This window comes from Fundidesulfovibrio putealis DSM 16056 (genome assembly GCF_000429325.1).
GTDB classification, from domain to species: Bacteria; Desulfobacterota; Desulfovibrionia; order Desulfovibrionales; family Desulfovibrionaceae; genus Fundidesulfovibrio; species Fundidesulfovibrio putealis.
The window spans coordinates 175977-202472 of the sequence record NZ_KE386885.1 but is presented as its reverse complement, the minus strand read 5'-3'; the positions used below and the strand labels follow the sequence as shown (position 1 = coordinate 202472).

The 26496-nt window shown below is 62.3% G+C and carries 22 protein-coding genes; 16 read left to right on the top strand and 6 right to left on the bottom strand.

Going from position 1 to position 26496, the window contains the following annotated elements; genetic code table 11:
* Positions 1-17: 17 nt before the first annotated feature.
* The 7 genes from G453_RS24995 to G453_RS0117600 all read left to right on the top strand — a co-directional run bounded on the left by G453_RS24995 (position 18) and on the right by G453_RS0117600 (position 6263).
* Positions 18-404: a DUF134 domain-containing protein gene (locus G453_RS24995; RefSeq protein ID WP_051272581.1), complete on the top strand. Its 387-nt coding sequence runs from the start codon at positions 18-20 to the stop codon at positions 402-404.
* Between the two features lie 138 nt (positions 405-542).
* A complete protein-coding gene (locus tag G453_RS27445; protein ID WP_043646316.1) occupies positions 543-1232 on the top strand; it encodes a NifB/NifX family molybdenum-iron cluster-binding protein in 690 nt (229 codons plus the stop codon).
* 8 nt (positions 1233-1240) lie between these two features.
* Complete coding sequence (locus G453_RS0117620) at positions 1241-2119, top strand: nucleotide-binding protein (protein ID WP_027192090.1); 879 nt, start codon at positions 1241-1243, stop codon at positions 2117-2119.
* Complete coding sequence (locus G453_RS0117615; RefSeq protein ID WP_027192089.1) at positions 2112-3017, top strand: ATP-binding protein; 906 nt, start codon at positions 2112-2114, stop codon at positions 3015-3017. Before G453_RS0117620 ends, G453_RS0117615 begins: the two co-directional genes overlap by 8 nt.
* A 12-nt stretch (positions 3018-3029) precedes the next feature.
* Positions 3030-3407 carry a NifB/NifX family molybdenum-iron cluster-binding protein gene (locus G453_RS0117610; RefSeq protein WP_027192088.1) on the top strand — a complete coding sequence of 126 codons (378 nt, stop codon included), beginning with the start codon at positions 3030-3032 and terminating at the stop codon, positions 3405-3407.
* A gap of 165 nt (positions 3408-3572) precedes the next feature.
* On the top strand, positions 3573-4433 hold the full coding sequence (locus tag G453_RS24985) for an Mrp/NBP35 family ATP-binding protein (protein ID WP_051272580.1): 861 nt from the start codon (positions 3573-3575) through the stop codon (positions 4431-4433).
* A 147-nt stretch (positions 4434-4580) separates the two neighbouring features.
* Positions 4581-6263 carry an FAD-dependent oxidoreductase gene (locus tag G453_RS0117600; RefSeq protein WP_043646609.1) on the top strand — a complete coding sequence of 561 codons (1683 nt, stop codon included), beginning with the start codon at positions 4581-4583 and terminating at the stop codon, positions 6261-6263.
* A 249-nt stretch (positions 6264-6512) separates the two neighbouring features.
* Here the strand turns inward: G453_RS0117600 and G453_RS0117590 are convergent, their stop codons facing one another.
* The 4 genes from G453_RS0117590 to G453_RS0117575 form a co-directional block, all read right to left on the bottom strand.
* Positions 6513-8417, bottom strand: a complete 1905-nt coding sequence (locus tag G453_RS0117590; protein ID WP_027192086.1) for an autotransporter outer membrane beta-barrel domain-containing protein — start codon at positions 8415-8417, stop codon at positions 6513-6515.
* 273 nt (positions 8418-8690) lie between these two features.
* The gene (locus tag G453_RS0117585) at positions 8691-9827 is read right to left on the bottom strand and encodes an ABC transporter permease (protein ID WP_027192085.1); all 1137 of its coding nucleotides are present in this window, start codon (positions 9825-9827) and stop codon (positions 8691-8693) included.
* Positions 9828-9841: 14 nt separating this feature from the next.
* A complete protein-coding gene (gene rbbA, locus G453_RS0117580; protein WP_051272579.1) occupies positions 9842-12592 on the bottom strand; it encodes a ribosome-associated ATPase/putative transporter RbbA in 2751 nt (916 codons plus the stop codon).
* On the bottom strand, positions 12589-13668 hold the full coding sequence (locus G453_RS0117575; RefSeq protein WP_027192083.1) for an HlyD family secretion protein: 1080 nt from the start codon (positions 13666-13668) through the stop codon (positions 12589-12591). Before G453_RS0117575 ends, rbbA begins: the two co-directional genes overlap by 4 nt.
* Before the next feature lie 436 nt (positions 13669-14104).
* Here G453_RS0117575 and G453_RS0117570 point away from each other — a divergent pair, with 436 nt between their 5' ends.
* Complete coding sequence (locus tag G453_RS0117570) at positions 14105-14485, top strand: DUF423 domain-containing protein (RefSeq protein WP_027192082.1); 381 nt, start codon at positions 14105-14107, stop codon at positions 14483-14485.
* A gap of 40 nt (positions 14486-14525) precedes the next feature.
* Here G453_RS0117570 and G453_RS0117565 read toward each other — a convergent pair whose 3' ends face one another.
* Both G453_RS0117565 and aqpZ read right to left on the bottom strand, forming a co-directional pair.
* Positions 14526-14948: a PaaI family thioesterase gene (locus tag G453_RS0117565; protein ID WP_027192081.1), complete on the bottom strand. Its 423-nt coding sequence runs from the start codon at positions 14946-14948 to the stop codon at positions 14526-14528.
* 171 nt (positions 14949-15119) lie between these two features.
* A complete protein-coding gene (gene aqpZ / locus G453_RS0117560; RefSeq protein WP_027192080.1) occupies positions 15120-15812 on the bottom strand; it encodes an aquaporin Z in 693 nt (230 codons plus the stop codon).
* 663 nt (positions 15813-16475) lie between these two features.
* Between aqpZ and G453_RS0117555 the strand changes: the two genes are divergently transcribed.
* From G453_RS0117555 to G453_RS0117520, 8 genes are all read left to right on the top strand, one after another.
* On the top strand, positions 16476-17738 hold the full coding sequence (locus tag G453_RS0117555) for a tyrosine-type recombinase/integrase (protein WP_027192079.1): 1263 nt from the start codon (positions 16476-16478) through the stop codon (positions 17736-17738).
* Positions 17735-18928 (top strand): Fic family protein, encoded by a 1194-nt coding sequence (locus tag G453_RS0117550; RefSeq protein ID WP_027192078.1) that lies wholly within the window; start codon positions 17735-17737, stop codon positions 18926-18928. The genes G453_RS0117555 and G453_RS0117550 overlap by 4 nt, the downstream gene beginning before the upstream one ends.
* A 476-nt stretch (positions 18929-19404) precedes the next feature.
* Complete coding sequence (locus tag G453_RS24980; protein WP_268870793.1) at positions 19405-21168, top strand: sigma 54-interacting transcriptional regulator; 1764 nt, start codon at positions 19405-19407, stop codon at positions 21166-21168.
* 519 nt (positions 21169-21687) lie between these two features.
* Positions 21688-22935: an ABC transporter substrate-binding protein gene (locus tag G453_RS0117540; RefSeq protein ID WP_027192077.1), complete on the top strand. Its 1248-nt coding sequence runs from the start codon at positions 21688-21690 to the stop codon at positions 22933-22935.
* Positions 22936-23008: 73 nt separating this feature from the next.
* The gene (locus G453_RS0117535; protein WP_027192076.1) at positions 23009-23896 is read left to right on the top strand and encodes a branched-chain amino acid ABC transporter permease; all 888 of its coding nucleotides are present in this window, start codon (positions 23009-23011) and stop codon (positions 23894-23896) included.
* A gap of 1 nt (position 23897) precedes the next feature.
* Positions 23898-24881, top strand: a complete 984-nt coding sequence (locus G453_RS24975) for a branched-chain amino acid ABC transporter permease (RefSeq protein WP_051272578.1) — start codon at positions 23898-23900, stop codon at positions 24879-24881.
* Positions 24878-25642, top strand: a complete 765-nt coding sequence (locus G453_RS0117525) for an ABC transporter ATP-binding protein (RefSeq protein ID WP_027192075.1) — start codon at positions 24878-24880, stop codon at positions 25640-25642. Before G453_RS24975 ends, G453_RS0117525 begins: the two co-directional genes overlap by 4 nt.
* On the top strand, positions 25639-26343 hold the full coding sequence (locus G453_RS0117520) for an ABC transporter ATP-binding protein (RefSeq protein ID WP_027192074.1): 705 nt from the start codon (positions 25639-25641) through the stop codon (positions 26341-26343). The genes G453_RS0117525 and G453_RS0117520 overlap by 4 nt, the downstream gene beginning before the upstream one ends.
* Positions 26344-26496 lie beyond the last annotated feature (153 nt).

Here is a 26496-nt window from a genome sequence, read left to right as displayed (position 1 = left end):
CATAACTAGGAGTGTTCATGCCCCGCCCCAGAAAGCGCCGCTGCATCGGCTCGGCCCCGCCCGCCACCTTCTACAAGCCCCAGGGAGTCCCTTTGAGTCAGCTCCGGGGGCTGGTCCTGTCCGTTGAGGGTTTCGAAGCCATGCGACTGGTGGACGCCGAGGGATTGAGCCAGGAGGAGGCCGCCCAGCGGATGGAGGTCTCACGGCCCACGCTCTGCCGGATGCTGGGCGAAGCGCGGGCCGTGGTCGCCCGCGCCCTGGCCAACGGATGGGCCATCCGCATCGAGGACGTGGCCGAAAACGAACCTGACGAAGCCCGGCACGGACAGGGACATGGCCGCAAAGAGGGCCGCCCCGGATGCCGTGGAGGCGGGCGCGACGGGTCTTGCAGCGAGCAGGGCTAGTGTGGTCACAGGCGACACTTCGGATTGAAGTTGCAAGGGGAAGTTTCGGCTTCCCCTTGGTTTTTCAGGAACGCCGTTGACAAACGCCCTTCCCGGCAATAATGCTCATTTGAGCAAAACAACAAGCAAGGATCATCGATGCCGCGCCCGCGTATCAGCCGCAAGGTCTCGGGAACACCCAAGGCCACCTATTTCAAGCCCAGAGGCGTCCCTTTGGGCGACCTCGGCGAGGCCTACCTCACCGTGGAGGGCCTGGAGGCCCTGAAGCTGGCCGACCTGGAAAGCCTGACCACCACCGAGGCGGCGGCCCGCATGGAGGTGTCGCGTCACACGTTCGGGCGCATTCTGGCAGACGCCAGGCGCGCAGTGGCCGACGCCCTGGTGAATGCCCTGGCGCTTCGCATCGAGGGCGGGGAATACTCGGTAACGGACGAGGCCAAGCGTCCCGCCCCGCCAAAGAAAAGGACAGTACACATGAACATCATCGCGATAAGCTCCGAAGGCCCGGCCCTGACGGACATGGTCGATTCGCGCTTCGGGCGCGCCGCAGGCTTCGTCGTTGTGGATCTGGACACCATGGCGACCAGCTACGTGGACAACGGACAGTCCCAGGCCATGGCCCACGGCGCAGGCATCCAGACCGCCGAGCGCATCGCCGACGCGGGCGCGGGCGTGCTGCTCACCGGCATCGTCGGCCCGAAAGCATTCCAGGCGTTGGAAGCGGCGGGCATCAAGGTGGGCCAGAACCTTGAAGGCATCACCGTGGGCGAGGCCGTTGAACGCTACAAGTCCGGGCAGGTCCCCTTCGCGGACGGCCCCAACAAGTAGGAACGGACATGATCGTATCCGTGGCGAGCGGCAAGGGCGGCACCGGCAAGACCACTGTGTCGGCGTCCCTGGCCTGGGTCTGGGAGCGCCCCGCTGTGGCCGTGGACCTGGACGTGGAAGAGCCGAACCTGCATCTGTTCCTGCGCCCCGATATTTCCTGGCGCAAGGGCGCGTCCATGGAAATCCCGGTTGCGGACCCCGCCAAGTGCACCCTGTGCCGCAAATGCTCCGAACTGTGCCAGTTCAAGGCCGTGTCCGTCATGGGCAAGAAGCTTCTGGTCTTTCCCGAGATGTGCCATGGCTGCGGCGGATGCCTGGCCATCTGCCCGGAGGGCGCGCTGTCCTCTGGCAGGCGCAAGCTTGGCGTGGTGGAAGGCGGGCGCACCAAAAACGGCCAGTTCCTGTCCGGCAGGCTGCGCGTAGGCGAGGCCATGAGCCCGCCGCTCATGCGCGAGGTGAAGTTCCTCCTGGACGCCATGCTGGAGTCGTCCGGCACCGACGCCATCCTGGACTGCCCCCCCGGAGTCAGCTGCCCGGCGGTGAACGCGGTCATGGACAGCGACGTCATCGTCCTTGTCACGGAGCCCACGCCCTTCGGCTTCAACGACTTCGTCCTGGCGGTGGAGGCCTTCGCCCCCCTGGGAAAACCCATGGGCGTTGTCATCAACCGCGCCGGGCTTGGCGACTCCACCCTGCACCGCTACTGCGCCGACAAGTCCATCCCGGTGCTCTGCGAGATCCCCTACAACCGCTCCATCGCGGAGGAGTACGCGGCAGGCAACGTCCTGGCCGCCATGAACCCCTGGCTGGAGGGCCTGTTCGCCGAACTGCGCGACAACGTCATCCGCATGGCCCGGGCCGCAGGCGCGGAGGCAGCCCATGCGTGAGATCGTGGTCATCAGCGGCAAGGGCGGCACCGGGAAGACATCCCTCACGGCGGCCTTCGCGGCCCTGGGCGACAGCGCAGTGGTCTGCGACCTGGACGTGGACGCGGCAGACCTGCACCTGCTGCTCTCTCCCCGCAACGACCGCACCGAACAGTTCATTTCAGGCCACGAGGCGGTGATCGATCCCGACGCCTGCACGGGCTGCGGCAAATGCATCGAGATGTGCCGCTTCGACGCCATCCGCCAGAACGGCGTAGGACTCGCCATTGATTCCAGGCGCTGCGAGGGCTGCAAGGTGTGCGTGGCCTTCTGCCCGGCCTCGGCCGTCGATTTTCCCGACAAGCACTGCGGCGAATGGTACGTGGGCGACACCCGCTTCGGCACGCTGGTTCACGCCCGCCTGACCCCCGGCGGGGAGAACTCCGGTCGGCTGGTGTCTCTCCTCAAGAAGGAGGCCAGGGCCATCGCCGCGCGCCACGGGCTGAGCTTCATCCTGTGCGACGGCGCGCCGGGCATCGGTTGTCCGGTCATCAGCTCGCTCTCCGGGGCGGATCTGGCGGTCATCGTCACCGAGCCCACCCCGTCGGGCCAGCACGATCTGGAGCGCGTGCTGGAACTGTGCAGACATTTCCGCACGCGGGCCTGCGTCATCGTCAACAAGTGCGACCTGAACCCCCGCACCGCGCAGGAGATCGTCTCGCGCTGTGAGACTGCGGGGCACGAAGTGGTGGCCAGCCTGCCCCACGACGAAATCGTTTTCGAGGCCATGCTCAGGGGCCGCGCGGTGACGGAGCTGGCGGGTTCGCCTTTCACCGATACGCTGCGCAGCGCCTGGAAGCGCATCATCATGTTGTCGGAGATGGGCCGCGAGGCCCACGTTCCGGCAATGAACCAATAAGGAGACTGTTCCATGGAAACGACTCTCATCGCTGTACCCTCGGTCATGCCCGGCGGTCTGGAAGCCGAGGTCGGCGAACATTTCGGACATTGCGAACTCTACACGCTGGTGGAGATCGGCGGCTCCGCCGTGGTGTCGGTCACCACGCTGCCCAACGTCCCCCACGAGCACGGCGGCTGCATGGCCCCGGTGCAGTTCCTGGCCGGAAACGGCGTCAAGGCGCTTATCGCGGGCGGCATGGGCATGCGCCCGCTCATGGGCTTCAAACAGCTGGGCATCGACGTCTACCACGGCGGCGAATCGGAAAGCGTGGCCCACGCCGTCCAGGCGTTCATCGCGGGCAAACTCCAGCGGTTCTCGACCGATTTCACCTGCGGCGGCTGTTCCTGATCCAGGAATAATGGCATTGAACGAACCCGGTCCATTAACCCGGGAGGCGGCCCGAAACCGGCATTCTTGGATTTCACCTCCCCCCAATTTGAGGGTGCCGGGCCGCCCGGGAACGACGCAAGCACCTTAAACCGCGCACCGGCGTGCGCGCACAAGCACAGGACTATGAATCACACGTCATGCGACAGCGGGGCGCAAAAGCCCCTGCAACCCCTGGAAGTTCCCAGCGCCATAGCACGCATCAAGAGCAAGATCGTGGTCCTGTCCGGCAAGGGCGGCGTGGGCAAGAGCACCGTGGCCGCCAACCTGGCCGCCGGGCTGGCCCTGGAAGGCCTCAAGACCGGGCTTCTGGACGTGGACGTCCACGGCCCCAGCATCCCGCGGATCATGGGGCTTGCGGGAATCAAGCCGGACATGGCCGGGGACACCATCCTGCCCGTGGAGTGGAACTGGAACCTCAAGGTCGTATCCATGGGATTCTTCCTGCCCAACCCCGACGAGCCGGTCATCTGGCGCGGTCCGGTGAAGGGCGGGGTCATCAAGCAGTTCCTGCATCAGGTGGCCTGGGGCGATCTGGACTGCCTGGTTGTGGACTGCCCCCCCGGCACCGGCGACGAGCCTCTCTCGGTGATGCAGCTTCTCGGCCCGGACGCCGTGGCCCTGGTGGTCACCTCGCCCCAGGACGTGGCCATCGACGACGTACGTCGCTCCGTGGCCTTCTGCCGCGAACTTGGCAACCCGGTGCTGGGCATCGTTGAGAACCTGAGCGGGTTCCACTGCCACCAGTGCGGCACGGTGCATGACATCTTCAAGTCCGGCGGCGGCGAGAAGCTTGCCGAAGCATCCGGCGTGCCTTTCCTTGGCCGCATCCCCATCGACACGGAAGTCGGCAAGGCCGCCGACCAGGGCGAAGCCTATCTGGCCGTGAAGGGCACTTCTCCGGCTGCCCTGGCCTTCCGGCAGGTGGTCCTGGCCGCAGTGGCTCATACGGAAGCCGCCAGCGCCACGTTGCGGGCCGGAGCGTAAATTGGGTCCCTCCAACAGCCCGGCCCGTCCGGGGGCGTCCAAACGGGGGACACCTTCGGGCTGGCCGGGCGCCTGAGGCCACCCGCGCACATCGCCGCCAGCTGCGAGAACCGACACACAAGCCACAAGGAGACGCCTTTGCCCACCATGAGGATCATCGTCATCGGAGGAACCGCCGCAGGCCCCAAGGCCGCCTCGCGCGCCAAGAGGCTCAACCAGGGCGCTGAGGTCATCCTGATCCAGAAAGCTCCGGAGCTCTCCATGGCCTCCTGCGGATACCCCTATTACGTGTCCGGGGGCGTATCCAGCCGCGACCAGCTGCTCGCCACTCCGGCGGGCGTGGTGCGCGACCCGCTCTTCTTCGCCGGGGCCAAGGGCGTGAAGGCCCTGGTGAACACCGAAGCCACCGCCGTGGACGCCAAGGCCAAAACCGTGACGTTTCACAGGGCCGGGGGGAAACCCGAAACCCTGGACTACGACAAGCTCATCCTGTGCACGGGCTCCACGCCCCGCATCCCGCCCTTCCCCGGCGTGGGCCTGGAGGGCGTGTTCACGCTGCACTCCATGTCCGACGCGGACATCCTGCGCTCGGTGGGCGCGGCGGCAGCCGGGAAACACGCGGTGATCGCGGGCGGCGGGCTTATCGGCATGGAGACCTGCGAGGCCCTGGCCGCCTGCGGCATGACGGTGACGGTGGTGGAGAAGCTGCCGCACATTCTGGCTTTCCTCGATCCCGAGCTGTCCATGCTGGTGGAGAACCACGCCCGGGCCAAGGGCGCGCAGGTGATCACGGGCATGGGCGTGGCGGGCTTCGAGGGAACGGACGGTCGCGTGAGCGGCGTGCGCCTGGAAGACGGGCGCACCTTGCCCTGCCATCTGGCCGTGGTGGCCCTTGGCGTGTCGCCCAACGTGCAGCTGGCGCGCGAGGCGGGTCTGGCTATCGGGGCCACTGGAGGCATCGCCGTGGACAAGCACATGCGCACCTGCGACCCGGACATCTACGCGGCGGGCGACTGCGTGGAGGTGAGCTGCCGCCTCACGGGCACGAAGACCCTGGCCCCCTACGGCGACCTGGCCAACCTGGAGGGCCGCGTGGCGGGCGAGAACGCCGCCCTGGGCGACCTGGCGATATTTCCGGGGACCATCCACAGCGGCATCTGCAAGGTGTTCGACTTTGCGGCGGGCTCCACCGGGCTCTCGGAGCGCAAGGCCAGAGAGGCCGGATACGACGTGGTCTGTGCGGTGAACGCGAGCCCGGACAAGCCGGGCTTCATGGGCGCGAAGCTCCTGATCTCCAAGATGGTGGCCGACGCCGGGACCGGGCGCATCCTGGGCTTTCAGTGCGTGGGTGCCGGGGAGGTGAACCGGCAGGTGGCCGAGGCCGCCATGGCCGTCATGGCTGGCATGACCGTCGAAGAGGCCTGCATGGCCGACCTGCCCTACGCGCCCCCATTCTCGCTGGCCATCGACCACTTCATCGCCACGGCCCACATCCTGGATAACAAGATGCGCGGCCTGTACGAAGGCGCGTCCAGCCAGGAGGTCAAACAGGGCATCGATGATGGGGTCGAGTCGTACTTCCTGGACGTGCGCGGCCCCGGAGAGTTCGAGGAGATGCGCCTGGGCATCGGCGAGACGCTCATCCCGCTGGGCCAGCTGCGCAACCGGCTGGACGAGCTGCCCGCCGACAAGAGCGCCCGCATCGTGGCCTACTGCAAGGTGTCCATGCGCGGCTACGAGGCCCAGCGCGTGCTGCAAGCCAAGGGCTACGACAACGTGGTGGTCATGGAGGGCGGCATCATGGCCTGGCCCTTCGCGCGGGAAAAATAAGCGGACCCGGCCCCGGAGATTGAACGGCAAAAGCCCCCTGATGGCACGTCAGGGGGCTTTTGTCCTGCCCCTCGTTTAGCAAGCGTCTGCCAAGTGAGTCTCGCGGCTGAGGTGTTCTGCCTCGAAGTCCTCCGGGGACCTGTGGCCGAGGGTCGAGTGCAGATAATTGGCGTTGTAGCCGTCGATCCAGCGATCCAGAGCCTTCAGGTTTTCTCTCCTGCGCTCGTCGCTCCCCAAAGCTCGCGCGTCCTAGAAACTCACGTTCACGCCCAGCTCGCCGCCGTAGGTGGCCACCTGGGGATTTGAGAACATGCTTGAGAACGACGCCCTGAGCATCACCCGGTCATTCACCTTGAAGGACGTGCCCAGCATGACCGTGCCCCAGTCGGTGGTCACCGGGACGGCGTCCATGGAGTAGGCCGGGGCGGAGGTGGTGGTGAGCGAGGCTTTCACGGTGCGTTTGGGGTCGGCGAGCTCGTGGCTCCATTTGGCCTCCACGAAGGGCTGCCATCTGCCGATGTCCGCCAGCACGCGCCAGCCCAGCTGGGTGACGGCGGAATCGCGCTGCTGCTCGCCGTAGTGCAGGGCGGTGACGCCGCTGGTGCCGGACTCGGTGAAGGCCTTGATGCGCACCTGCTGGAGCACCAAGCCAGCCACCGGCCCGGTAGTGACCGGCCCGAGCTTCAGGTCCGCGCCCAGGCGCAGGGCCAGCCCCAGGGAGTCGCCCGTGGTGTCCGCGCTGTTCTGGTCGGTGAACAGGCCCAGGGGGGCGCTGCGTTTGATCGTGTCCTGGTACAGGCCGTAGGAGGCCACGGCGTTGCCCCACACTGGCCCGTATTTGTAGGCGGTGTACAGGCTGAAGGCCTGGTCGTTCTGGTCGTAGTGGCCTGCGCCCTCGGAGAAGTCCTGTGTCTGCGTTCCGGCGGCGAAGGCCGCGCCCAGGATGAGCCCGAAGGACGTCTGGTAGTCCGCGCCCACCGCGCCGGTAAACGGCGTGCCTGATGACTCCGCAAAGCCCGTGTAGCTCTTCATCTGAAGCGAATTAACCCCGCCGCTGGCCCAGACGTTTATCCCGTTGTCGCCGCGATGCTGCCCGGACAGGTCGATCTGGCCCTGGATGGTGGCCGCGCGGGCCAGTCCGCCCTGCACCGGCCCTTCGGCCAGGAGAGACATCTGGGTGGGCGCGGTGAGCAGGCTGTGCTCGTAATCCGCCTCGATCTGCTGGCCGGCAGTGGTCAGATGCTTGCCGTCGATGAACAGATAGGTCTGCATCTGGGCGGGAGTGACGTCGTCCCAGCTGGTCACCAGGGCGGCCACCGGGGACGGGGCGTTGGACGCAAGCACCGAGGATGGAGTGAACCCGAACAGCGCGGGATTTGCGGACACGAACCGGAACATGCTGGTGAGGTCGGCGGGTATGAAACGCACGCCCGCCGCCGCCAGATTCGCCCACTTCGTATTCCCGTATGCGATGGCCCTGGCGTAGGAATCGGCGTTGCTGGCCGGGAGCACGCCGCCAAGGCCGGTCAGGGCCGAGGTGTAGAAGGTGTTGGGGACCATGATGGTGCGGGCTCCGGCTGCCTGGAGGGCCGCCACGCTGAGAGCGAGCTGGGACGCCACGTTGCCCAGGAAGTCGGGGTTGGCGGCGATCCAGGCCGGACCCTGGTTCTGCACGAAGATCAGGTCGTTGTTGCCGGTGTTGATCACATACAGGGCGTTGGGGTTGGCCGCGCCTCCCCCGGAGGCCAGGTAACGGGCGATCTGCTGGGTAGTGGCCACGTTGCCGGGCAGGCTTCCCGGAATGGTGGGGCCGCCGGGCACGGCGCCAAGAAGCGCTGAATAGGCGGAGCCGTTGGCGTAGATGGTCCCTCCGGCGCTGGACGGCTCTGCGCTAAGACCGAACCGTCCCCCCAGCATTGTGGTGGTCATCACCCCTGGCCCGGCGAACTCGCCCTGAGCCCCGGCCGCGATGGCGGAGACGAGCGCCGCGTTCACCGCCGCGTTTCCCGACGACGTGTAGCGGAAATAGCCGGTATCCAGGGTGCTGTCGCCAAGGCCGATGAGCTGGTTGAACTTCCCCGCCGCGCTGGCCGGAGCGGCGTTGGCGAAGGCGATGGCGGCAAGCAGGGCGGCTACACAGGCGAATCGTTTCATGGAGGGGCCTTTTCTTGATGGTATCTTGAGGGCGAAGCGTTATTATTTAGTCGTATCAAGGTTTTAGCATATACTTAAATGTCGCGCCGCTCAAGGTGAAATATTTCGCTGCCGTAACGGAAGTCCCAGAGTCAACCTGAAGTCGGGCCAAAGTCGGGCCAAAGTCGGGCCGTTCGAGATGGCCTGGCGCGTGGGGTACCGTCCAAGAGACAAATAGAAAGGCCTGCGGTTCGTCGCCGCAGGCCCTTGTTTTCAGTTCGTGCGCAGCGCGCCTTACTGCATCGAGCCGATCATGCGTCGCAGCCGGTGGTGCGCCAGGAGGAAGAACGCCAAGCCGATGGCCGCCACCAGCGCGAACTGGGGCAGCACCACCCCGAACCCCGCGCCCCGGAACAGCACGGCCTGGGCGAGGCTCACGTAGTGGGTGGTCGGCGCGAAATCCATCAGCCACTGAACGCCCTGGGGCATGCTCTCGCGCGGGGTTGTCGCGCCGGAGAGGATCTGGAGCGGCAGGAGCACCAGGATGGACATGAGCCCGAACTGCGGCATGCTGCGGGCCACCGTGGCCATGTATATGCCGATGGAGGCGGCCGAGAACAGGTACAGCAGGGTGCCAAGCCCGAAGAGCGCGAGCGACCCGTTCACCGTCACGCCCAGGAATTGGCGTACGATAAGCTGCAACGAGAACGTGGAGACCACCAGGACGATAAGCCCCATGGACCATATCTTGGACAGCATGATCTCAAGCGGCGTGACCGGCATGACCAGCAGGTGCTCGATGGTCCCGTGCTCGTTCTCGCGGATCAGGGCGGCGCCCGTCAGCAGTATGCCCAGCATGGTGACGTTGTTAATGATCGCGGTGATGGCCGAAAACCAGGACGTGTGGAGGTTGGGGTTGAACAGCACGCGGATGTTTACCTCCACGGGGGTTCCCGCCGGAGCCCGGAAGCGTTGCGCAAAGGCCCGGACCTCGTCGGAGATGATGTTCTGGATGTAGCCCGTGCCGGTCTGCGCCTGGCTCAGGCGGGTGGAGTCGACGTTCAGCTGGATCGAGGGCTGCTTCCCGGCGAGCACGTCGCGCTGGAAGTCTGGCGGGATGTCCAGGACGAAGGTGTAGCGCCCGGTGTCCATGCCCTTGTCCATGTCCGCCAGGTCGATATGCTTGGGGAGGATGAACTGCGGCGGTTGCATGGCCTGGATGATCTGGGTGGAGAGCTGCGAGCGATCCTCGTCCACCACGGCCACCGAGGCCCGGTTCAGGCTCTCCGGCCTGGCCCTGGCGTCGGCGTAGACCGAGGCCGTGAACATGAAGACGATCAGGAACAGCATGACCTTGTCGCCGAGCAGGGTCCGAAATTCCTTGAGCCCGAGGTTGTAGACGTTGAAAAGTGGTCCAAGCTTCGTGTTCATATGCCATGCCCCCCTCATCGGGCCTGTTTCTTCAGAAGAATGACCGATGCGATGGTCAACACCGGCACGGCTATCAAGAGCGGTATGAATGATCCGGTCAGGTCGGCGAAGCCAAGCGCCTTGGCAAAGGTCCCCCGGCTGATGGTGAGGAAGTGCGTGGTCGGGTAGGCCGCGCCGATGAAGGCCCCGACGCCTTCCAGGGACGAGGTCGGGTCCATCAGGCCGGAGAACTGGATGGCCGGGAGCAGCGTGCCGATGGACGCGGCGGCAATGGCCGCGATCTGGCTGTTGATGAGCGTGGACGTCAGGAGGCCAAAGCCCGTGGTGGCCGTCACGTACAGCAGCGCTCCGGCGCACAGGGTCAGCAGGCTCCCCTTGAACGGGACCTGGAACAGCGTGAGCGCCACCAGGAACATCAGCGCGAAGTTGAACATGGACAGCGCGATGTAGGGCAGCTGCTTGCCGATGAGGAACTCGAACTTGGTGACCGGGGTGGTGTACACGTTCAGGATGGACCCCAGCTCCTTCTCCCGGACAACGCCCAGGGCCGTGAGCATGGCCGGGATGAACACCAGCATGAGCGGGATGACCGCCGGAACCATGGACACGATGCTCTTCATCTCCGGGTTGTAGCGGTAGCGCACCTCGACGGTGGAAAGGCCCGTGGACGGCCCCCCCGCCCCGGCGAGCATGGAGGCGTGCATGCCCTGCACGTACCCCCGCGCGACCTCTGCGCGCATGGGCATCGCGCCGTCGAGCCAGACGCCTATCTCGGGGGCGGTCCCGCGTGCGAGGTCGCGTCCGAAATCGGGCGGAATTTCCAGGGCCATGGTCAACTCGCCGGAGCGCATGCGCCGGTCCATGTCCGCATGGCTGTGGAGCGGCGGCTGCTCGGAGAAATACCGCGAGCCCGCGATATTGAGCGTGTAGATGTCGCTTGTGATGCTCTGGTCGCGGTCCAGCACGGCATAGGTGAGGTTTTCCACGTCCATGCTGATGCCGTACCCCATGACCAGCATCAAGAGCAGGCTGCCGAGCAGGGCCAGGGAGAGGCGGATGGGATCGCGCCGCAGCTCCAGCACCTCACGGGCGCTGAAGCTCAGCAGGCGCGAGAGGCTGAAAAGCGCCGGGCGCGGGCGGGCCGCGTCCGGAGCGACGTCCGGGGCCGGGGTTTGCGGCAGGGGCCGGACAGCGCCGCCGTCCGTGGAGGCTCCAGCCGCTTCTTCCAGGCAGGAGATGAACGCCCCTTCCAGGCTGTCCGCGCCGCGCTTGGCGATCAGCGCCGCCGGGGAGTCGCAGTCCAGCACCTTGCCCGCGTGCATAAGCGAGATGCGGTCGCAGCGCTGGGCCTCGTTCATGAAGTGGGTGCTGATGAAGATGGTCACGCCGTCCTTGCGGGAGAGATCGATGATCATCTCCCAGAAGCGGTCGCGCGCCACGGGGTCCACGCCGGAGGTGGGCTCGTCCAGGATCAGCACAGCGGGATTGTGCAGCACCGCCACCGCCAGCTGCAGGCGCTGGCGGATGCCCAGCGGCAGCTGGTCGGGCAGGCCATCCATCATGTCGGCTAGGTCGAAACGCCTGGCCAGCGCTTCTATCTTCCCGGCGGCCTCGTCGTCCGGCAGGTGGAACAGCCGTGCGTGGAGCTCCATGTTCTGGCGTACGGTCAGCTCGCTGTAGAGCGAAAAGGACTGGGACATGTAGCCCACGCGCCGACGCGTTTCGATGTTGCCAACATCCACGGGACTGCCGAGCAGCACGGCCTGGCCGCGCGTGGGCGGCAGGAGCCCCGTGAGCATCTTCATGGTGGTGGACTTGCCGCAGCCGTTTGAGCCGAGGAAGCCGAATATTTCTCCCTTGCGAACGCTCAGGTTGACGTCCTGCACGGCGATGAAATCCCCGAAGCGCATCTGCAACCCTGTCGCCGCGATCACTACCTCTCCGGCGGTGAGCGGCGGAACCACCAGCTCGTGATGGCCGCGCCGCCTCTCTTCGGGCAGCAGGGACAGAAAGGCCGCTTCCAGCGAATCAACGCCCGCCCGCCTGCACAGCTCGCCGGGAGAGCCGACGGCAAGGGGTTTCCCCTGGTCTATGGCCGCCAGCCAGTCGAACTGTTGCGCCTCCTCCATGTAGGCCGTGGCGATAAGCACGCTCATCTGGGGGCGGTTGGAGCGGATGCGTTCGATCAGCTCCCAGAACTGACGCCGCGAAAGCGGGTCCACGCCGGTGGTCGGCTCGTCGAGGATCAAAAGGTCCGGGTCGTGGACCAGGGCGCAGCACAGGCCGAGCTTCTGCTTCATGCCCCCGGACAGCTTCATGGCCGGACGGTCGGCAAAGGCGTCCATGCCCGTGGCGGCCAGGAGGCCGTCGATGCGCCGCTTGCGCTCGGCGCGCGGCTGGCCGAACAGGCGGCCGAAGAAGTCGATGTTCTCGTGGACGGACAGGGTGGGGTAGAGGTTCTTGCCCAGCCCCTGGGGCATGTAGGCGATGCGCGGCAGCACGGCTTCACGGTGCCTGCGCTCGGCCATGTCCCCGCCCAGCACCTCCACGACGCCGTCCTGGATCTTGCGGGCTCCGGCGATGAGCCCAAGCCATGTGGACTTGCCCACCCCGTCGGGGCCGATGAAGCCGGCCATGCAGCCGGAGGGGATGTCCATCGTGACGCCGTCTGCGGCCAGGGTCTTGCCGTAACGGTGACGCAGGCCCTTAAGGCGGACCACCGGCGGCTGCGCCGCCAGGTCCTTCGAGGGGCCGTCCTCGTTCATTTGCGCACTTCCGGCATCCTGATCTGAAGCTTCTCGGGCCAGGGCTTGTTTGCGTCCGTGCGCACATAGGCCATTCCGGGCAGCCCGGTCTTGACGTACTCGGAATACTGGCTGAGCAGCTCGGGGTCGAAGCGGGCCTTCACGCGAAACATCATCTTCTGGCGTTCGCTCTGGGTCTCCACACTCTTGGGCGTGAACTGCGCCACGCTGGCCACGTAGGACACCTGGGCCGGGAGGACATACTGGGGAACAGCGTCCAGCACCACGCGCGCCTCGCTGCCGATGGCCAGGTGCCCCGCCGCGACCTCGGGCAGGAAGAAGGTCATGTAGACGTCGCCCAGGTCCACAAGGCTCACCACCTTGCCGCCGCCCGCCACCACCTCGCCGGGTTCCACGATGCGGTACTGGACGCGGCCCGCTCGCGGCGCGCGCAGCACGCAGTCTTCCAGCTCGGTGCGCAGGCGCTCCACGAACGCGTCAGCCGCCTCGATACCCGCCTGGGCATGTTCAACCTGCGCCTTGGCGGCATGCACCGCCGCCTCGGCAGCCATGATCTGGGCGCGGGCCGCGCTCAGGCTGGCGCTGGCGTTGCTTACGCGGGCGGCGCTCTCGTCGGCCTCCTGGGCCGAGAGGGCGCGCTTGGTATACAGGGTCTGCGTCCGGGAGTTGGTCTTGTTGGCCAGATCCAGCTCGCTTTGCCGCTGCACGAACACGGCATGCGCCGCCGCGATGTCCGCCTCGCGCTGCGCCACCAGGGCCAGGGCCGCCTCCTTGGAGTTTCTCTCGCTGGCGGCCTGGGCAATGGCCTGGTTGAGCTGGGCCTCGATGGACTTCATGTCCATGTAGGCGACCACGTCCCCAGCTTTCACGAGGTCGCCCTCGTTGACCAGGATGCGGTCGACCCGACCGGCGGTCTTGGCGGCGACGTCGATCTCCGTGGCCTGGATGCGACCGTTGCCCTGGGCGAGCGTGTCGTCCACGGGCTTGTTCGTGAATCGCCAGACGCCCCAGGCGACAGCGAGAGCCGCAACGAGAAGGGCGACGCGTTTAAGCCAGGGGTTGGACAGGATGCTCATGATGTAACCTTGCGACGTCAGCCGTCTGATGTCTGTGATGGTTCGTATTTCACTGCGCGCCGCGCAGGCAGTGCTGCATGCGCGGCCATGATTTCAGCCAAGAGGATGCACGCCGTAAATGTTTGGCTTGCTTGCAATTTCAATCCTGTCCGGATCATAGCACGTCCCCTGGTTATGTCTATCACGCCTGGCGTGTTCCGAACGACCGGGACTCTTGCGCGGGCGGGCGGCAGATCGGCCGGTGTCCGGCGGGCATCCGGCTGCTTGTTTGCCAGGACGATGGGGGCGGGGCCGCCACGCCAGGCGATACCGCTGGCAGAACAGCCCAGGGGGTGGTAGGAGGCCGAGGATCCCGGCTGTCCGCCGGGGAGTCCATCTGATTGCCGCCAGCCCGAGCGTGCTGGCCAAACCAAACACAACATTCCCGAGGCTGTTCATGGAGAGACTGTTTTTCGCCGCCGGAGCTTTGTCGGCGTTCATCGCGGTTGCGGCAGGGGCCTTCGGCGCTCACGCCTTGAAACATCAACTGGCCCCGGACATGCTCGCGGTCTTCGAGATCGGCGTGCGCTACCAGATGTACCACGCCATCGCGCTTCTCTGCGTGAGCCTTGCCTGTGCCAAATGGCCGGGGAAACTCATGGCCGCAGGCGGCTGGCTTTTCATCACCGGGACGGTGTTCTTCTCAGGCAGCCTGTATCAACTGAGCCTCACGGGCATGAAATCGCTGGGGATCATAACGCCCATCGGCGGCGGGATCTGGTTGGCAGGGTGGGTGTGCGTGGCAATCGGCGCGTTGAAGTATCGCAAGGCGGGTTAAGCCGGGATGCCGGTGCTTTGCGGCGGGTGAACCGCGCAGGTCAACGGGGATTGCGGCGGATGTTGTACACGCCCCGTCCCTCGGCAACGTGCAGGTCGGGCGTTCCTTCAGACCAAAGCATCACCTGGGCGTTGCCCATCCGGTTGCCGAGCAGCCTCACTGTGGCCTCGGCATAGAGGTCATGGGCCGTCGCCGGACGAAGGTAGTCGACGCGCATGTCGATGGTGGCGAGACGGTCTTCCAGCTTGCAGAGGGTCCAGACGGCGAATCCGCCGCAGACATCGGCCAGGGCCGAAATCACGCCCCCATGGATCGCGGGGCGGCGGACATCCCCGATCAGGTCTTCCCGGAACGGGATGAAGAGCTTGAGGCGTCCTTCGGCGATCTCGCAGACCCGAATCCCAAGCATTCTGTTGAACGGCACACCATTCTCGATCAGGTCTGCAAGTACCTTGAAATCCATGACGTCCCCGCTGCGTGTCTGTGAAGCCGACTATAACCGACAGGCAGTTCCTGGCTGGCCCCACCCAATGGATCACCACACCGGCAAGAACGCAAGAGCGGAGATGTGGCTTCAATAAAGATCCGTCCTCAAGCACCCTCCGGAGCGCTTCCTGCGGATAATCCGGACGTGTCATGTTTTGGAATCATGTCCCACCAATCGATAAACGACCGCACCCAATACTGCTCCGATAATAGGCGCAACCCAGAACAGCCACAGCTGCTCCAATGCCCACCCGCCGACGTATACGGCGACCCCGGTACTGCGTGCGGGATTGACGGATGTGTTCGTGACGGGGATGCTGATCAGGTGGATCAGGGTGAGGCCCAGGCCAATGGCCAGAGGAGCGAAGCCCTGGGGAGCTCGCGTGTCCGTGGCCCCGAGGATGATGATCAAAAACATCATGGTCATGACAACTTCGGAAAGCAAGGCTGCAGTCACCGAATATCCTCCGGGAGAATGAGAGCCATATCCGTTGGAAGCAAAGCCTGCTGACACGTCAAACCCCGCCTTGCCGGTCGCTATGAGATAAAGAATTCCTCCCGCGACGATACCGCCCAGAACTTGCGCGACGATATAAGCAGGCAACTTTCCAGCGGGGAAGCGACCGCCGGCCCACAGGCCGATGGACACGGCAGGATTGAGATGGCAGCCGGAAATGTGTCCAATCGCATAAGCCATCGTCAAGACTGTCAGGCCGAACGCCAAGGCAACACCAAGCAGCCCGATACCAACATTCGGGAAAGCTGCTGACACAACAGCGCTGCCGCAACCGCCAAGAACAAGCCAGAATGTTCCAATGAATTCAGCAAAATATGGCTTCATGGTCTTCTCCTTTGTTCAGGATGAACGCATTTATCTCCATATTCTCAGCAAATCACACGAACGACACAGCTCGTCAATATGTGTTTTGCATTCATTTGTTGCAACAGGTGTGGATGCGGCAGGATAATTGTTTTTGTCATAAAACGATAATTTTGTTGTCGTAAATTGTCTTGGGCGAAAATCTGTCCCGGCCAGCCTCATGCGGCGAGTCCGGGTTGCCGTGCCCACCATTTCTTTGAAGCCTCTTCAGAAGACGAGTTGACAGGCGGGCAACCGTTCACGTCCGAGCAGCCTGGGGGGAGTATCCCCCTGTGAGAATGATATGGGGGAGAGTAGGAGGAGGCGAAGAAAGGCAAGCCGTGAAAAAAAAGCGGGACAGGATGGGGACAGAATTTGAAGGCCACGAAAAAGGGCTTACGGCGAATCACCGTAAGCCCTTGATCTAGCGTGGTCGGGATGAGAGGAGTTGAACCTCCGACCCCCTGAACCCCATTCTTTTCGATATGCCATCACAATATGTCACTAAGCACACGGAAGTCATTGACACAGCATGACTTTCCGGCAAGATGACGTTCACGAGTTATCACACAGAATCACCTTGTTTCATCGAAAATCGCGGACCCAGGGCGGACCCAGCAGTCGCGGAGCTTATCGGAGGCTTTCATGCCGGAGATACCAAAGGACACACGGAAGTTCATCAAGTGCAAGTCTCCCGGCGTGCGATACCGCGAACACCCGACACGCAAACACGGAATTAAGCCTGACCGCTACTTTCGTATTCGTTACAAACTAGATGGAAAAGACAAGGAAGAGGGTCTTGGCTGGGCTTCCGAAGGCTGGACAGAGACCAAGGCCGCAGGTCGGCTTGCGGAACTCAAGGAGAACCAGCGACTAGGACAAGGGCCTCAAACTCTGGCGGCCAAGCGCCAAATTGCCAAGGAAACGGCCAATCGAGAAGCAACTGAACGCGCTCTCCTCGAACAGGAGGCAGTCACTTTCGGGGCCATCTTTGAGGGAACCTACCTGGGACATTCCTGCCAGAACAAAAAGCACAATTCCGTGGTAACGGAGAAGGGCTTATTTCGGCAGTGGATCGGTCCGATAATCGGAAGCGTACCTCTGAAAGAAGTTTCTCCCTTTCATTTAGAACGCATTAAGAAAGACATGGCGGACGCGGGCCGGGCACCCAGGACCATCCACTACGCCCTGTGCGTGGTGCGCCAGGTGTTTAACTTCGCCCGGGAGCGCGACCTGACCTCCTGTCTTTCTCCAACAAGCAAGGTCAAGCCACCAAGAGCGGACAATCGGCGGCTTCGCTTTCTCAGTCACGAAGAGGCGGGGAGGCTCTTGGAGCACCTAAAGGAGCGATCTCCAAATCTCCATGACATGGCGCTACTTTCGCTTCATTGCGGCGTGAGGGCCGGGGAAGTCTTTAACCTCGCCTGGGGTGACGTGGACTTTGGGCGGGGACTCTTGGCGTTGCGGGACACTAAGAGCGGGCGTAACAGGATAGCATACATGACCGCAGACGTGCGGTCCATGTTACAGGGCAAAGAAAAGGGAAACCACGGGGATATGGTTTTCCCAGGCCGCGGCGGAGTTAAACGATCCTGGGTTTCCAATGCCTTCGAACGGGCCGTCAAGGAACTTGGCTTCAACGATGGGGTAAACGACTCCCGTCAAAAGGTAGTCTTTCACACCTTACGGCACACCTTCGCGTCCTGGCTTGTGGAGCAGGGTACTGATCTTTACAGCGTCAAGGAACTCATGGGGCACAGCACGTTGAGTATGACCGAGAGGTATAGTCACCTTGCCCCCGATACGTTGCGCAGGGCCATCAAGAACCTCGAAAAGGGAATTGCGGCCAATGTTAAGGCGGGAAAGGTTATGCCCATCAAGGGAACAAAGACCACGGGGAACAAATGAAGCCCGAAATATTCACCCCCGCCTCGTCAGGCAAGGCCGTCCGCATCGGACAGGGCGAATTGGCATACCACGCCTACCTTCCGAGCCCATTGCCACCGGAGTTTGTCTTTGATGCTGAGATGGTTCAGACGCTCTCTGAAGCAGATCGGGCTCTTGGGGAACTGGCTGGACTTGGGCGTACCATTGCCAACCCCCATCTGCTCATCAACCCCTTCATCCGCCAGGAGGCTGTGCTTTCGTCCAGAATCGAGGGTACAGAGACGGACCTCACCGACCTGTATGGATACGAGGCAGGGCAGTTCCTGCTGCCAGGAGTCAGGGCTCCCAAGGCTGTTGCGGATGCCAGGGAGGTCTTCAACTACGTGCAGGCCCTAAAGCAAGGGCTGGCCCGGCTGGATACTTTACCTGTGAGTCTGCGGCTCATCCGGGAGGCCCACGCCAAACTTATGGAGGGAGTCCGGGGGGGCCAAGCCACACCAGGCGAGTTTCGCCGTTCGCAAAACTGGATCGGCCCGGCTGGTTGCTTGCTCAAAGATGCGAGTTACGTTCCACCGCCCGTGCCGGAAATGCTGGAAGCCCTGGACGCTTTAGAGCGCTACCTTCATGCTGGTGACAGGTTGCCACCGCTCATGCGGTTGGCCTTCATCCACTATCAGTTCGAGGCTATCCACCCATTCATTGATGGCAACGGACGGATCGGGCGACTTCTCATGCCTTTGCTCATGGTCTCGTGGGGACTTCTGCCCCATCCGCTTCTATACTTGAGCGTGTACTTTGAGCAGAGACGAGAAGAGTATTACCGTTTGCTCATGGCCGTGAGCACGCAAGGGGCTTGGAGGGAGTGGGCCAGATTCTTCCTGGACGGCGTTGCGGTTCAGGCCCGGGACGCAGTTGCGCTGGCGAAGCAACTCCAGGATTTGCAGGCCAAGTGGCGGGACTTGCTTGTCCAGGGCAGGGCATCTGCACTTGTGCTTAAATTGGCGGATATTCTCTTCGAGTCGCCAATCCTTACCCTCCCGATGGCGGGAGATGCCCTAGGTGTAAGCTACCAGGGGGCGGTTAAAATCGTGAAAAAATTGGTAGATGTCGGCGCGCTCCATCCGATGGAATCGAAAGCACGAAGCAAGGTTTTCGTGGCAAAGGACATTCTGGACATCGTTGGCCAAGGTGAGCCCAGGTCAGACAATTGAACAGATGACGACAATCGTTCAATTGCCGAGGCTGGATTGAACGGTCGTTGAACAGCATTTGCAGAATTATACCCGTCTGATCTGAACGGTGAACGTGATCTGGTTTTCTGAAAATCCAAATATCCGCTTGGCTCCCTCCGGGGCGGCTTTGTCAGAAATCTCAACTTTGGGCTGGTCCTATTCAACGAGAGGGTAACAGGTCTCGTACTGCAATGACCATGGAGGGGCGGTTTGTACCAACGCGGTGGATAGGGGGAATTCCGGGATGGCAGTAGCATCCTTTTCGCCACGCAGGCGTTCAGCGGCCCGCAGCGTGCCGTGTAATGGCCTGCTCCATCTCAAGGCCGATCCGGCGGGAAGCCCACTTTACTCACACACCTCCCCTGCGTAGAATATCCCGGAATACAAGACCGGTTCTTCCTTCCCAGATGTGGCGTTGACCTTTTCAGGGCGATGATAACAATGGGGGCGCAAGAGTGTCCGACTCGCACGGTTACGATTCTGAGTTGTCCCAAGCCGTCCTTGATGCAGCCCCCATCGGGCTTATGGCCGTAGACACGTGCGGCAAGATCACCTTTGCCAACGGGCGAGTGGAATCATTTCTTGAATCTGCCGGAGAGGCACTCATTGGCAGAGATGTGGCCGAGGTGCTTCCCAATTCCCAGGTGATGCAGGTGCTCGTAGCGGGGAAACCTGTGTTCGGGCAAATGCTCGCCCTCAACAACGCCGTGCTCATGGCGAACCATTCCCCTCTTTTCGATGATGACAGGCTTGTCGGTGTCATTAGCGTTTTCCAGGACATCTCCATCCTGGAAAACACTTCTTGCGAGCTCCACTACGTCAAGGATCACATCAAGGAACTCAGCGCCATCATCAACTCGTCCTATGACGGGATTTTCATCACGGACGGCTCCGGCAACGTGCTTCTGCTCAACGAGGCCTACCAAAGGATGACGGGCATCAATGCTTTCGAGGTGCTCGGTAAGAACATGAAGCAGCTTGTGGAGGAAAAGTACTACGACCAGTCGGTCACGCTGCTGGTGATGGAAACCAAGAGGGCAGCCACCATCAACCAGACCATCAAGGGCGAGCGCCGGATGCTGGTGACGGGCAGTCCGGTGTTCGACGACGCGGGCAATCTCTACCGGGTGGTCACGAACGTCCGCGACATCACCGACCTGATCAACCTGCGCGACCAGCTGATCGAGACGCAGCAAAAGACCCTGAAGTACGAGGTGGAGATATCCTACCTGCGCTCTCTGCAGATCGAGGCTGGCGATATAATTTTCCGCAGCCGGGCCATGGCCCAGGCACTCGTGACGGCTACCAAGGTGGCCTACGTGGACTCCACGGTGCTCATCACCGGGGATTCCGGCACCGGCAAGGAACTCATTGCCAAGCTCATCCACAAGAAGGGCAAGGGAGCCCTGCAACCCTTCATCGCCATCAACTGCGCAGCGCTGCCGGAACAACTACTGGAAACAGAGCTGTTTGGCTACGAGGGCGGGGCTTTCACCGGTGCCCGGAAGGAAGGCAAGCTGGGGCTCTTCGAACTGGCCAACAACGGGACCCTGTTCCTGGACGAAGTCGGCGACATGCCAATGGTCCTTCAGGCGAAACTCCTGCGAGCCATTCAGGAAAAGCAGATAATGCGCCTGGGCGGCACCAAGTGCATAAACGTCAACGTAAGGATAATCGGCGCGACGCACCGCGACATCCAGAAAATGGTGGAGCGCCGGGAGTTCCGGCGCGACCTCTACTACCGACTCATGGTGGTGCCCATCCACCTGCCGCTGCTGCGCGAACGCACAGAGGACATCCCGCTCCTGCTTATGCATTTCATGGACAAGTTCAATCGGCGATTCGGGTTTCGCAAAAAGCTCAGCCCCGGGGTCGTGGACGCTCTGGCGCTCTACCCGTGGCCGGGCAACGTGCGCGAACTTGAAAATATGATCGAACGCCTGCTGGTGACAACGGCGGACACTGAGATAACCGTGGAGCATCTGCCGGCCCACATCCGCCGATCAGCATACATCCCCAGGCGCGGCTCCCGGATGGGCGAGGCCGTAGCCGAGGTCGAGGCCTATCTTCTGGAAGACGCCTTCAGTAAATATGGGACCTGGCAGAGAGTGGCGATCGAGCTTGGCATCGATAAGGCCACCGCCTACCGGAAGGCTGCGAAGTACGGCTTGCTCAAGGAGCGACCCCGGACCATGTGTGCTGTCATGTCGCAGAATTGATTTTGTCGCATAATTGCGAATTGCATATATTCAAGCATGTTATAGTTATGTTTGCGTTATTGTTCGCAGAATTGCACTTTTCCGCCGTCCCCCTGGTTAGAGCTTTCCCCCCGATTTCATAGACGTTGTTTGGTCAGGCATGGTTTTGGCTATGTGACTTAAGCGTGCTCTTGCTTTGCCGCAGATGTGCAGACCAAGGACGCATGATGTTGTGATTCTATTTTTCCTGCCGTGACATATCAACTGGAAGAGGCGCGCTGTATCAGAAGTGTCGATGGCATATTATCCGCAACATCTCTGGGCTCAGAGCAAAAAGATTCGCGAATTTCATGTTCTTGGCATTCTTCACCGCATAATCCGAGTACAAACTCAGCCCATATGGCCAATATTCACCAACGACATCAACAAGCTGCCGTAAGAATAACACAATAATTTTGGAGTATATTGAAGAAAAAATGCATCCGGTGCAGTGATGGATCGGACATGAGTATGTCAAACAATCAACAGGAGGAATGACGGATGGCCTCGCCTAAGCGTATCGCGTCTCTTTGTTTGTTGTTGCTATTGACAGCAATTGTCTCGTCCGCGTTTGCACAGGAAAAAGTCGTCAAGATCGGTGCACTGTACCCCATGACCGGCAGGTCCGGCATCTATGGCATGGATTCCGTGGCAGCCGCTGAAATGGCCGTGGAAGAGATCAACGCCAAGGGGGGGGTGGCCGGATACAAGATTCAATTCATAAACACCGACAGCAAGGCCAAGCCGGATTACTCCGTCACCGTGGCCAAGCGCTATATCTCAGACGACAAGGTCCACTTCCTGTTCGGCGTGGTGAGCTCGGCCGTGGGCCTGGCTCTCACGGAGGTCTCCAAGCAGGAGAAGAAGATCTTCATCGGCACCGACCACGCTGCCACCGAACTGACCGCTCAGAATCTGCAGCCTTATTATTTTCGCGTCTCCAACAACACCTTCCAGTCCATGGCCGCTGGCGCGCTCTACCTGAAGGAGCTGGCCCAGACCAAACCCTGGAAGACCATCGCCTACATCGGGCCGGATTACGCCTACGGGCACGCCCAGTTTGAAGAACTCAAATTCAACCTGGACCGGTTCGGCGTAAAGTATCAGGTGGTCGGTGATTTCTGGCCCAAGCTGTTCGAATCCGACTACACCTCCTACATCACTTCCATCGTGCAGGCCAAACCCGACATCCTGGTCAGCGGTTTCTGGGGCGGCGACACCGTGGCCTTCATCAAGCAGGCTGTCCCCTACGGCCTCTTCGAGAAGAGCCTCTATTTCCATCCCGACGCCGGCGGCAACTACGAACTTCTGAGCGCCATGGGCGACAGCCTTCCGCTTGGCCTCGTGCTCTCGGCCAGACATCACAACAACTGGCCCGACACCGCCATGAACAAGGACTACGTGACGAAGTTCCACAAAAAGACCGGCCGCTATCCCACGTACTCCGCAGAAGGCGCTTATGTCGGCGTGTACGCCATCGCCGAGGCAGTCAAGAAAGTAGGCAGTCCCGACGACTCGGACGCCCTGGTCAAGGCCCTGGAAGGCATGAAGTTCCAGCAGCCCGAAGACCCCGAAGGCTTTGTCTCCTTCATCGACCCTGCCTCGCACCAGATCGTGCAGATGCAGGCCATCGGCGTAACCGTTCCCAATACCGACTTCCCCCCCGCCACCCGCATGCTCGGACAGTGGAAGGTGTACAAGGCGGATGAGCTGCTTCCCCCGAAGGAATGGGTGGAGAAGAAGAAATAGCGGAACCAGTCCTTGAGCCAGGCGCGGGAAGCCTCCCGCGCCTGTTTCGCAATAGCCAACCAGGGAGTGGCGCATGGATCTGTCATTTTTCTTCGTTCAGCTCATCAGCGGCCTGACCATGGCCACCTTCTTGTTTCTCATCGCCAGCGGCCTGACGCTCATCTTCGGCGTAGGCAAGGTTTTCAACTTCGCGCACGGATCGTTCTTCATGCTGGGCGCGTATGTGGGCTATCAGATGTCCTCGGTCTGGGGGCAGAATTTCTGGCTGAGCCTCGTGGCCGGAGGGCTGTTCGCAGGCGTGCTCGGGATGGTGGCGGAATTCTTCTTTCTGCGCCGGATCTACGGCCGGGCCGACGAAGGCGGCTTCCAGATCCTTTTGACCTACTCCTTCATCCTCATCCTCGACGACCTGGTGAAGCTGGTCTGGGGAACGGAGTACAAATCTCTGGCCAAGCCCGAATCACTGCGGGGGGCGCTGTCGTTTTTCGGAATCGTTGTCCCCACGTACAACGTCGCGGTGATCGGGATCGGCCTGTTCGTAGTGATCGCGGCTTGGTGGCTGCTCAACAAGACCAAGGCGGGCCGGATCGCTCGCGCCTCGGCCCTGGATCGTGAAATGCTCGCTGTCCTCGGGGTGAACGTGCCCATGACCATGACCCTGGTCTTCGGCATCGCCACTGCCTTGAGCGGCATGACCGGGGTGCTGGCCGCGCCGCTGCGTTCCGTGACGCCCGGCGCTGGCATCGAGGTGATCATCGATTCGCTCATCGTTGTGGTGCTTGGCGGGCTCGGCAACTTCTGGGGAGCGTGGCTTGCGGCCTTGCTCATCGGGGAGGTCAATTCCTTCGCCATCGTGTTCGTGCCCAAATGGGCCACGCTTTTCAGTTATCTGGTCATGGCGCTTACGCTCGTGTTCAAGCCGGAAGGGCTGTTCGCTCCCCGCAAGGTCAGGAGGGTCTAGGATGTCGAACAAGCCTTTTGCCGCCAATTCGCTCTATCTCCTGGGCTTTGTGGTGTTGTTTGGCTTGGTTCCCATCCTGAAAACCACCAACTACCAGATGCTGTTGGCCGCGCACGTGCTGGTATGGGGCCTTTTCGCGGTGTCCTTCAACATGCTTTTCGGCGTGACCGGCATGCTCTCCTTCGGCCAGGCCCTCTATTATGGGATGGGGGCCTACAGCGTCGGGCTGTGCGTGAAGTATCTGGGCTCGGCCTGGTTCTTCCCAGGCATGCTCCTGGGGCTCGTGCTGTCGATCCTGTTCTCCTGGCTGCTTGGCCATTTGATCATCCGGGTGAGCGGCGTGTTTTTCACCATGTTGACCCTGGCGTTCGGGCAACTGGGCTGGCAGGTGATGTTCAAATGGTACTCCTTCACCGGGGGCGACGACGGGATCCAGAACATCATCCCCCCGGGCCTGTTCGCCAACAAGGTGGCCTATTATTATCTCGTGCTGGCTTTGGTTGGGGTGTCGATCTGGTTTCTAGGACGTCTGAACTCCTCGCCCATGGGGCTCATTCTGCGGTGCGTGCGCCAAAATCCAGAGCGCGTGCGCTTCCTGGGCCGCCGGGTGCGGCGCAACCAGCAGCGCATTTACTGTATATCCGCACTCTTCTCCGCACTGGCCGGGGCCCTGATGAGTGGTGTGGATTACTCAATCCACACCGACATGTTCTATTGGACCACCTCGGGCCATGTGATCCTGATGTCCATCCTGGGCGGCATCGGGCAGTTCTTCGGACCGTTGGTCGGCGCGGCGGTCATCGTGACCATCGAGGACGTTGTGGGCGCTTTCACCGAATACTGGTCGCTGATCATCGGCTCGGTCATGCTGGTCATGGTGCTGGGCCTGCCGCGCGGATTGATGGGTGAGATAGCCCATCTCCGCGTGCGGTTTGCCAACCGTCCGGCCAAACTCCAGACCAGGTTGGGGGAGGAGCTGAAATGAGCCAAACCGAGCCTCTTCTCGAACTGGACGGGCTGAGCAAGGCCTTCGGTGGTCTCAAGGTGACCGATAATGTGAGCTTCAAGGTCAGGCCCGGAGAAATGTCGGCCATCATCGGCCCCAACGGAGCCGGCAAGACCACCCTGTTCAACCAGATCACGGGACATCTCAAGCCTGATGGAGGGCGCATCGTTTTCAATGGGGTGGACGTGGCCGGAATGTCCACCCAACAGATCGTAGGCATGGGGATGGGGCGGGCCTTTCAGGTAGCCTCCCTGTTCCTTGGAGAGACTGTGCTGGACAACGTACGCGTGGCCTGCCTCTCCAAGTTGGACCAGACCCGCAGGCCGCTCCGGCCGGTGTCGGAATTCAAGCGGGCCACCACCCGGGCCATGGACATCCTGGAAAGCCTGGGCCTGGCAAGGTACGCCGACCGACAGGCCCACGAGCTGGCGCATGGCGACCAGAAGCTGTTGGACATCGGCATCGCCCTGGCGCTTGAGCCCATGCTGCTCATGCTCGACGAGCCGACCTCCGGGATGTCTCCCGAGGAGCGACACCTGACGCGCGAACTGGTGCTGAAGCTGTGGAAGGACTTCAACCTGACCCTCGTCTTCATCGAGCATGACATGGACACGGTTTTCGGCTTGGCTCAGAGCGTGCGGGTTCTCCAGAGCGGCAGGCTCCTTGCCGACGGCACCCCCGACGAAATTCGCAACAACCCGGAAGTGATCACCGCCTATCTGGGCGAGGAGGTAGCATGACCCCCATCCTCTCGGGCAGCGGGCTCAACACCTTTTACGGGCGCAGCCATATTCTCTTCGACATGGGCCTCGAGGTCCGCAAAGGGGAAACCGTCTGCCTCGTGGGTCGCAACGGAGCGGGCAAAACCACCACCTTCCGCTCGCTCATGAACCTCACTCCCCCCCGATCCGGGCGGATCGGGTTCCTGGGGCGCGAATGCACGGGGCTGCCTCCCTACAAGATGGCCAGGCTCGGGCTGAGCTTCGTGCCCGAAGACAGACGCATTCTCGCGCCGTTCACCGTGCGCGAGAACCTGGAGATGGGCGTCATCGCCGAGCGTTCGGGGCGTTGGAACATGGACACCGTGCTCGACTGCTTCCCCACCCTGAGGCGCATGCTGGATCGCATGGGCGGGGCTCTGTCTGGAGGCGAGCAACAGATGCTGACCATTGGCCGGGCCCTGATGGGCAACCCGGAAGTGCTCATCCTGGACGAGCCGACGGAAGGGCTCTCGCCCGTTATAGTGGGCGAGCTCAAGGAACTGGTCCTTCGCCTCAAGCGTGAAGGAACCACCATCCTGCTTTCGGAGCAGAACATCCGCTTTGCCCTGGCCGTGTCCGACTGTGTTGTGGTCATGGACAAGGGGAGGGGTGTCTTCACCGGAACCGTGGATGCATTCAGGAGGGATGAGCAGGTACAGAGCAAGTACCTTGCGGTCTAGCAGCTCAATTCTGAAGGGCATGAGACTGTCCTTCAAGACGGTGGCCAATGGGTTCCTGGAGTTGCAGCGTAGAGACGCTTTGACGCGTTTCGCGAACGCGTCACGCTGCGCGGCAACTATAGGGTAAGAAAATAGCCTGTTAAACCATGCAGG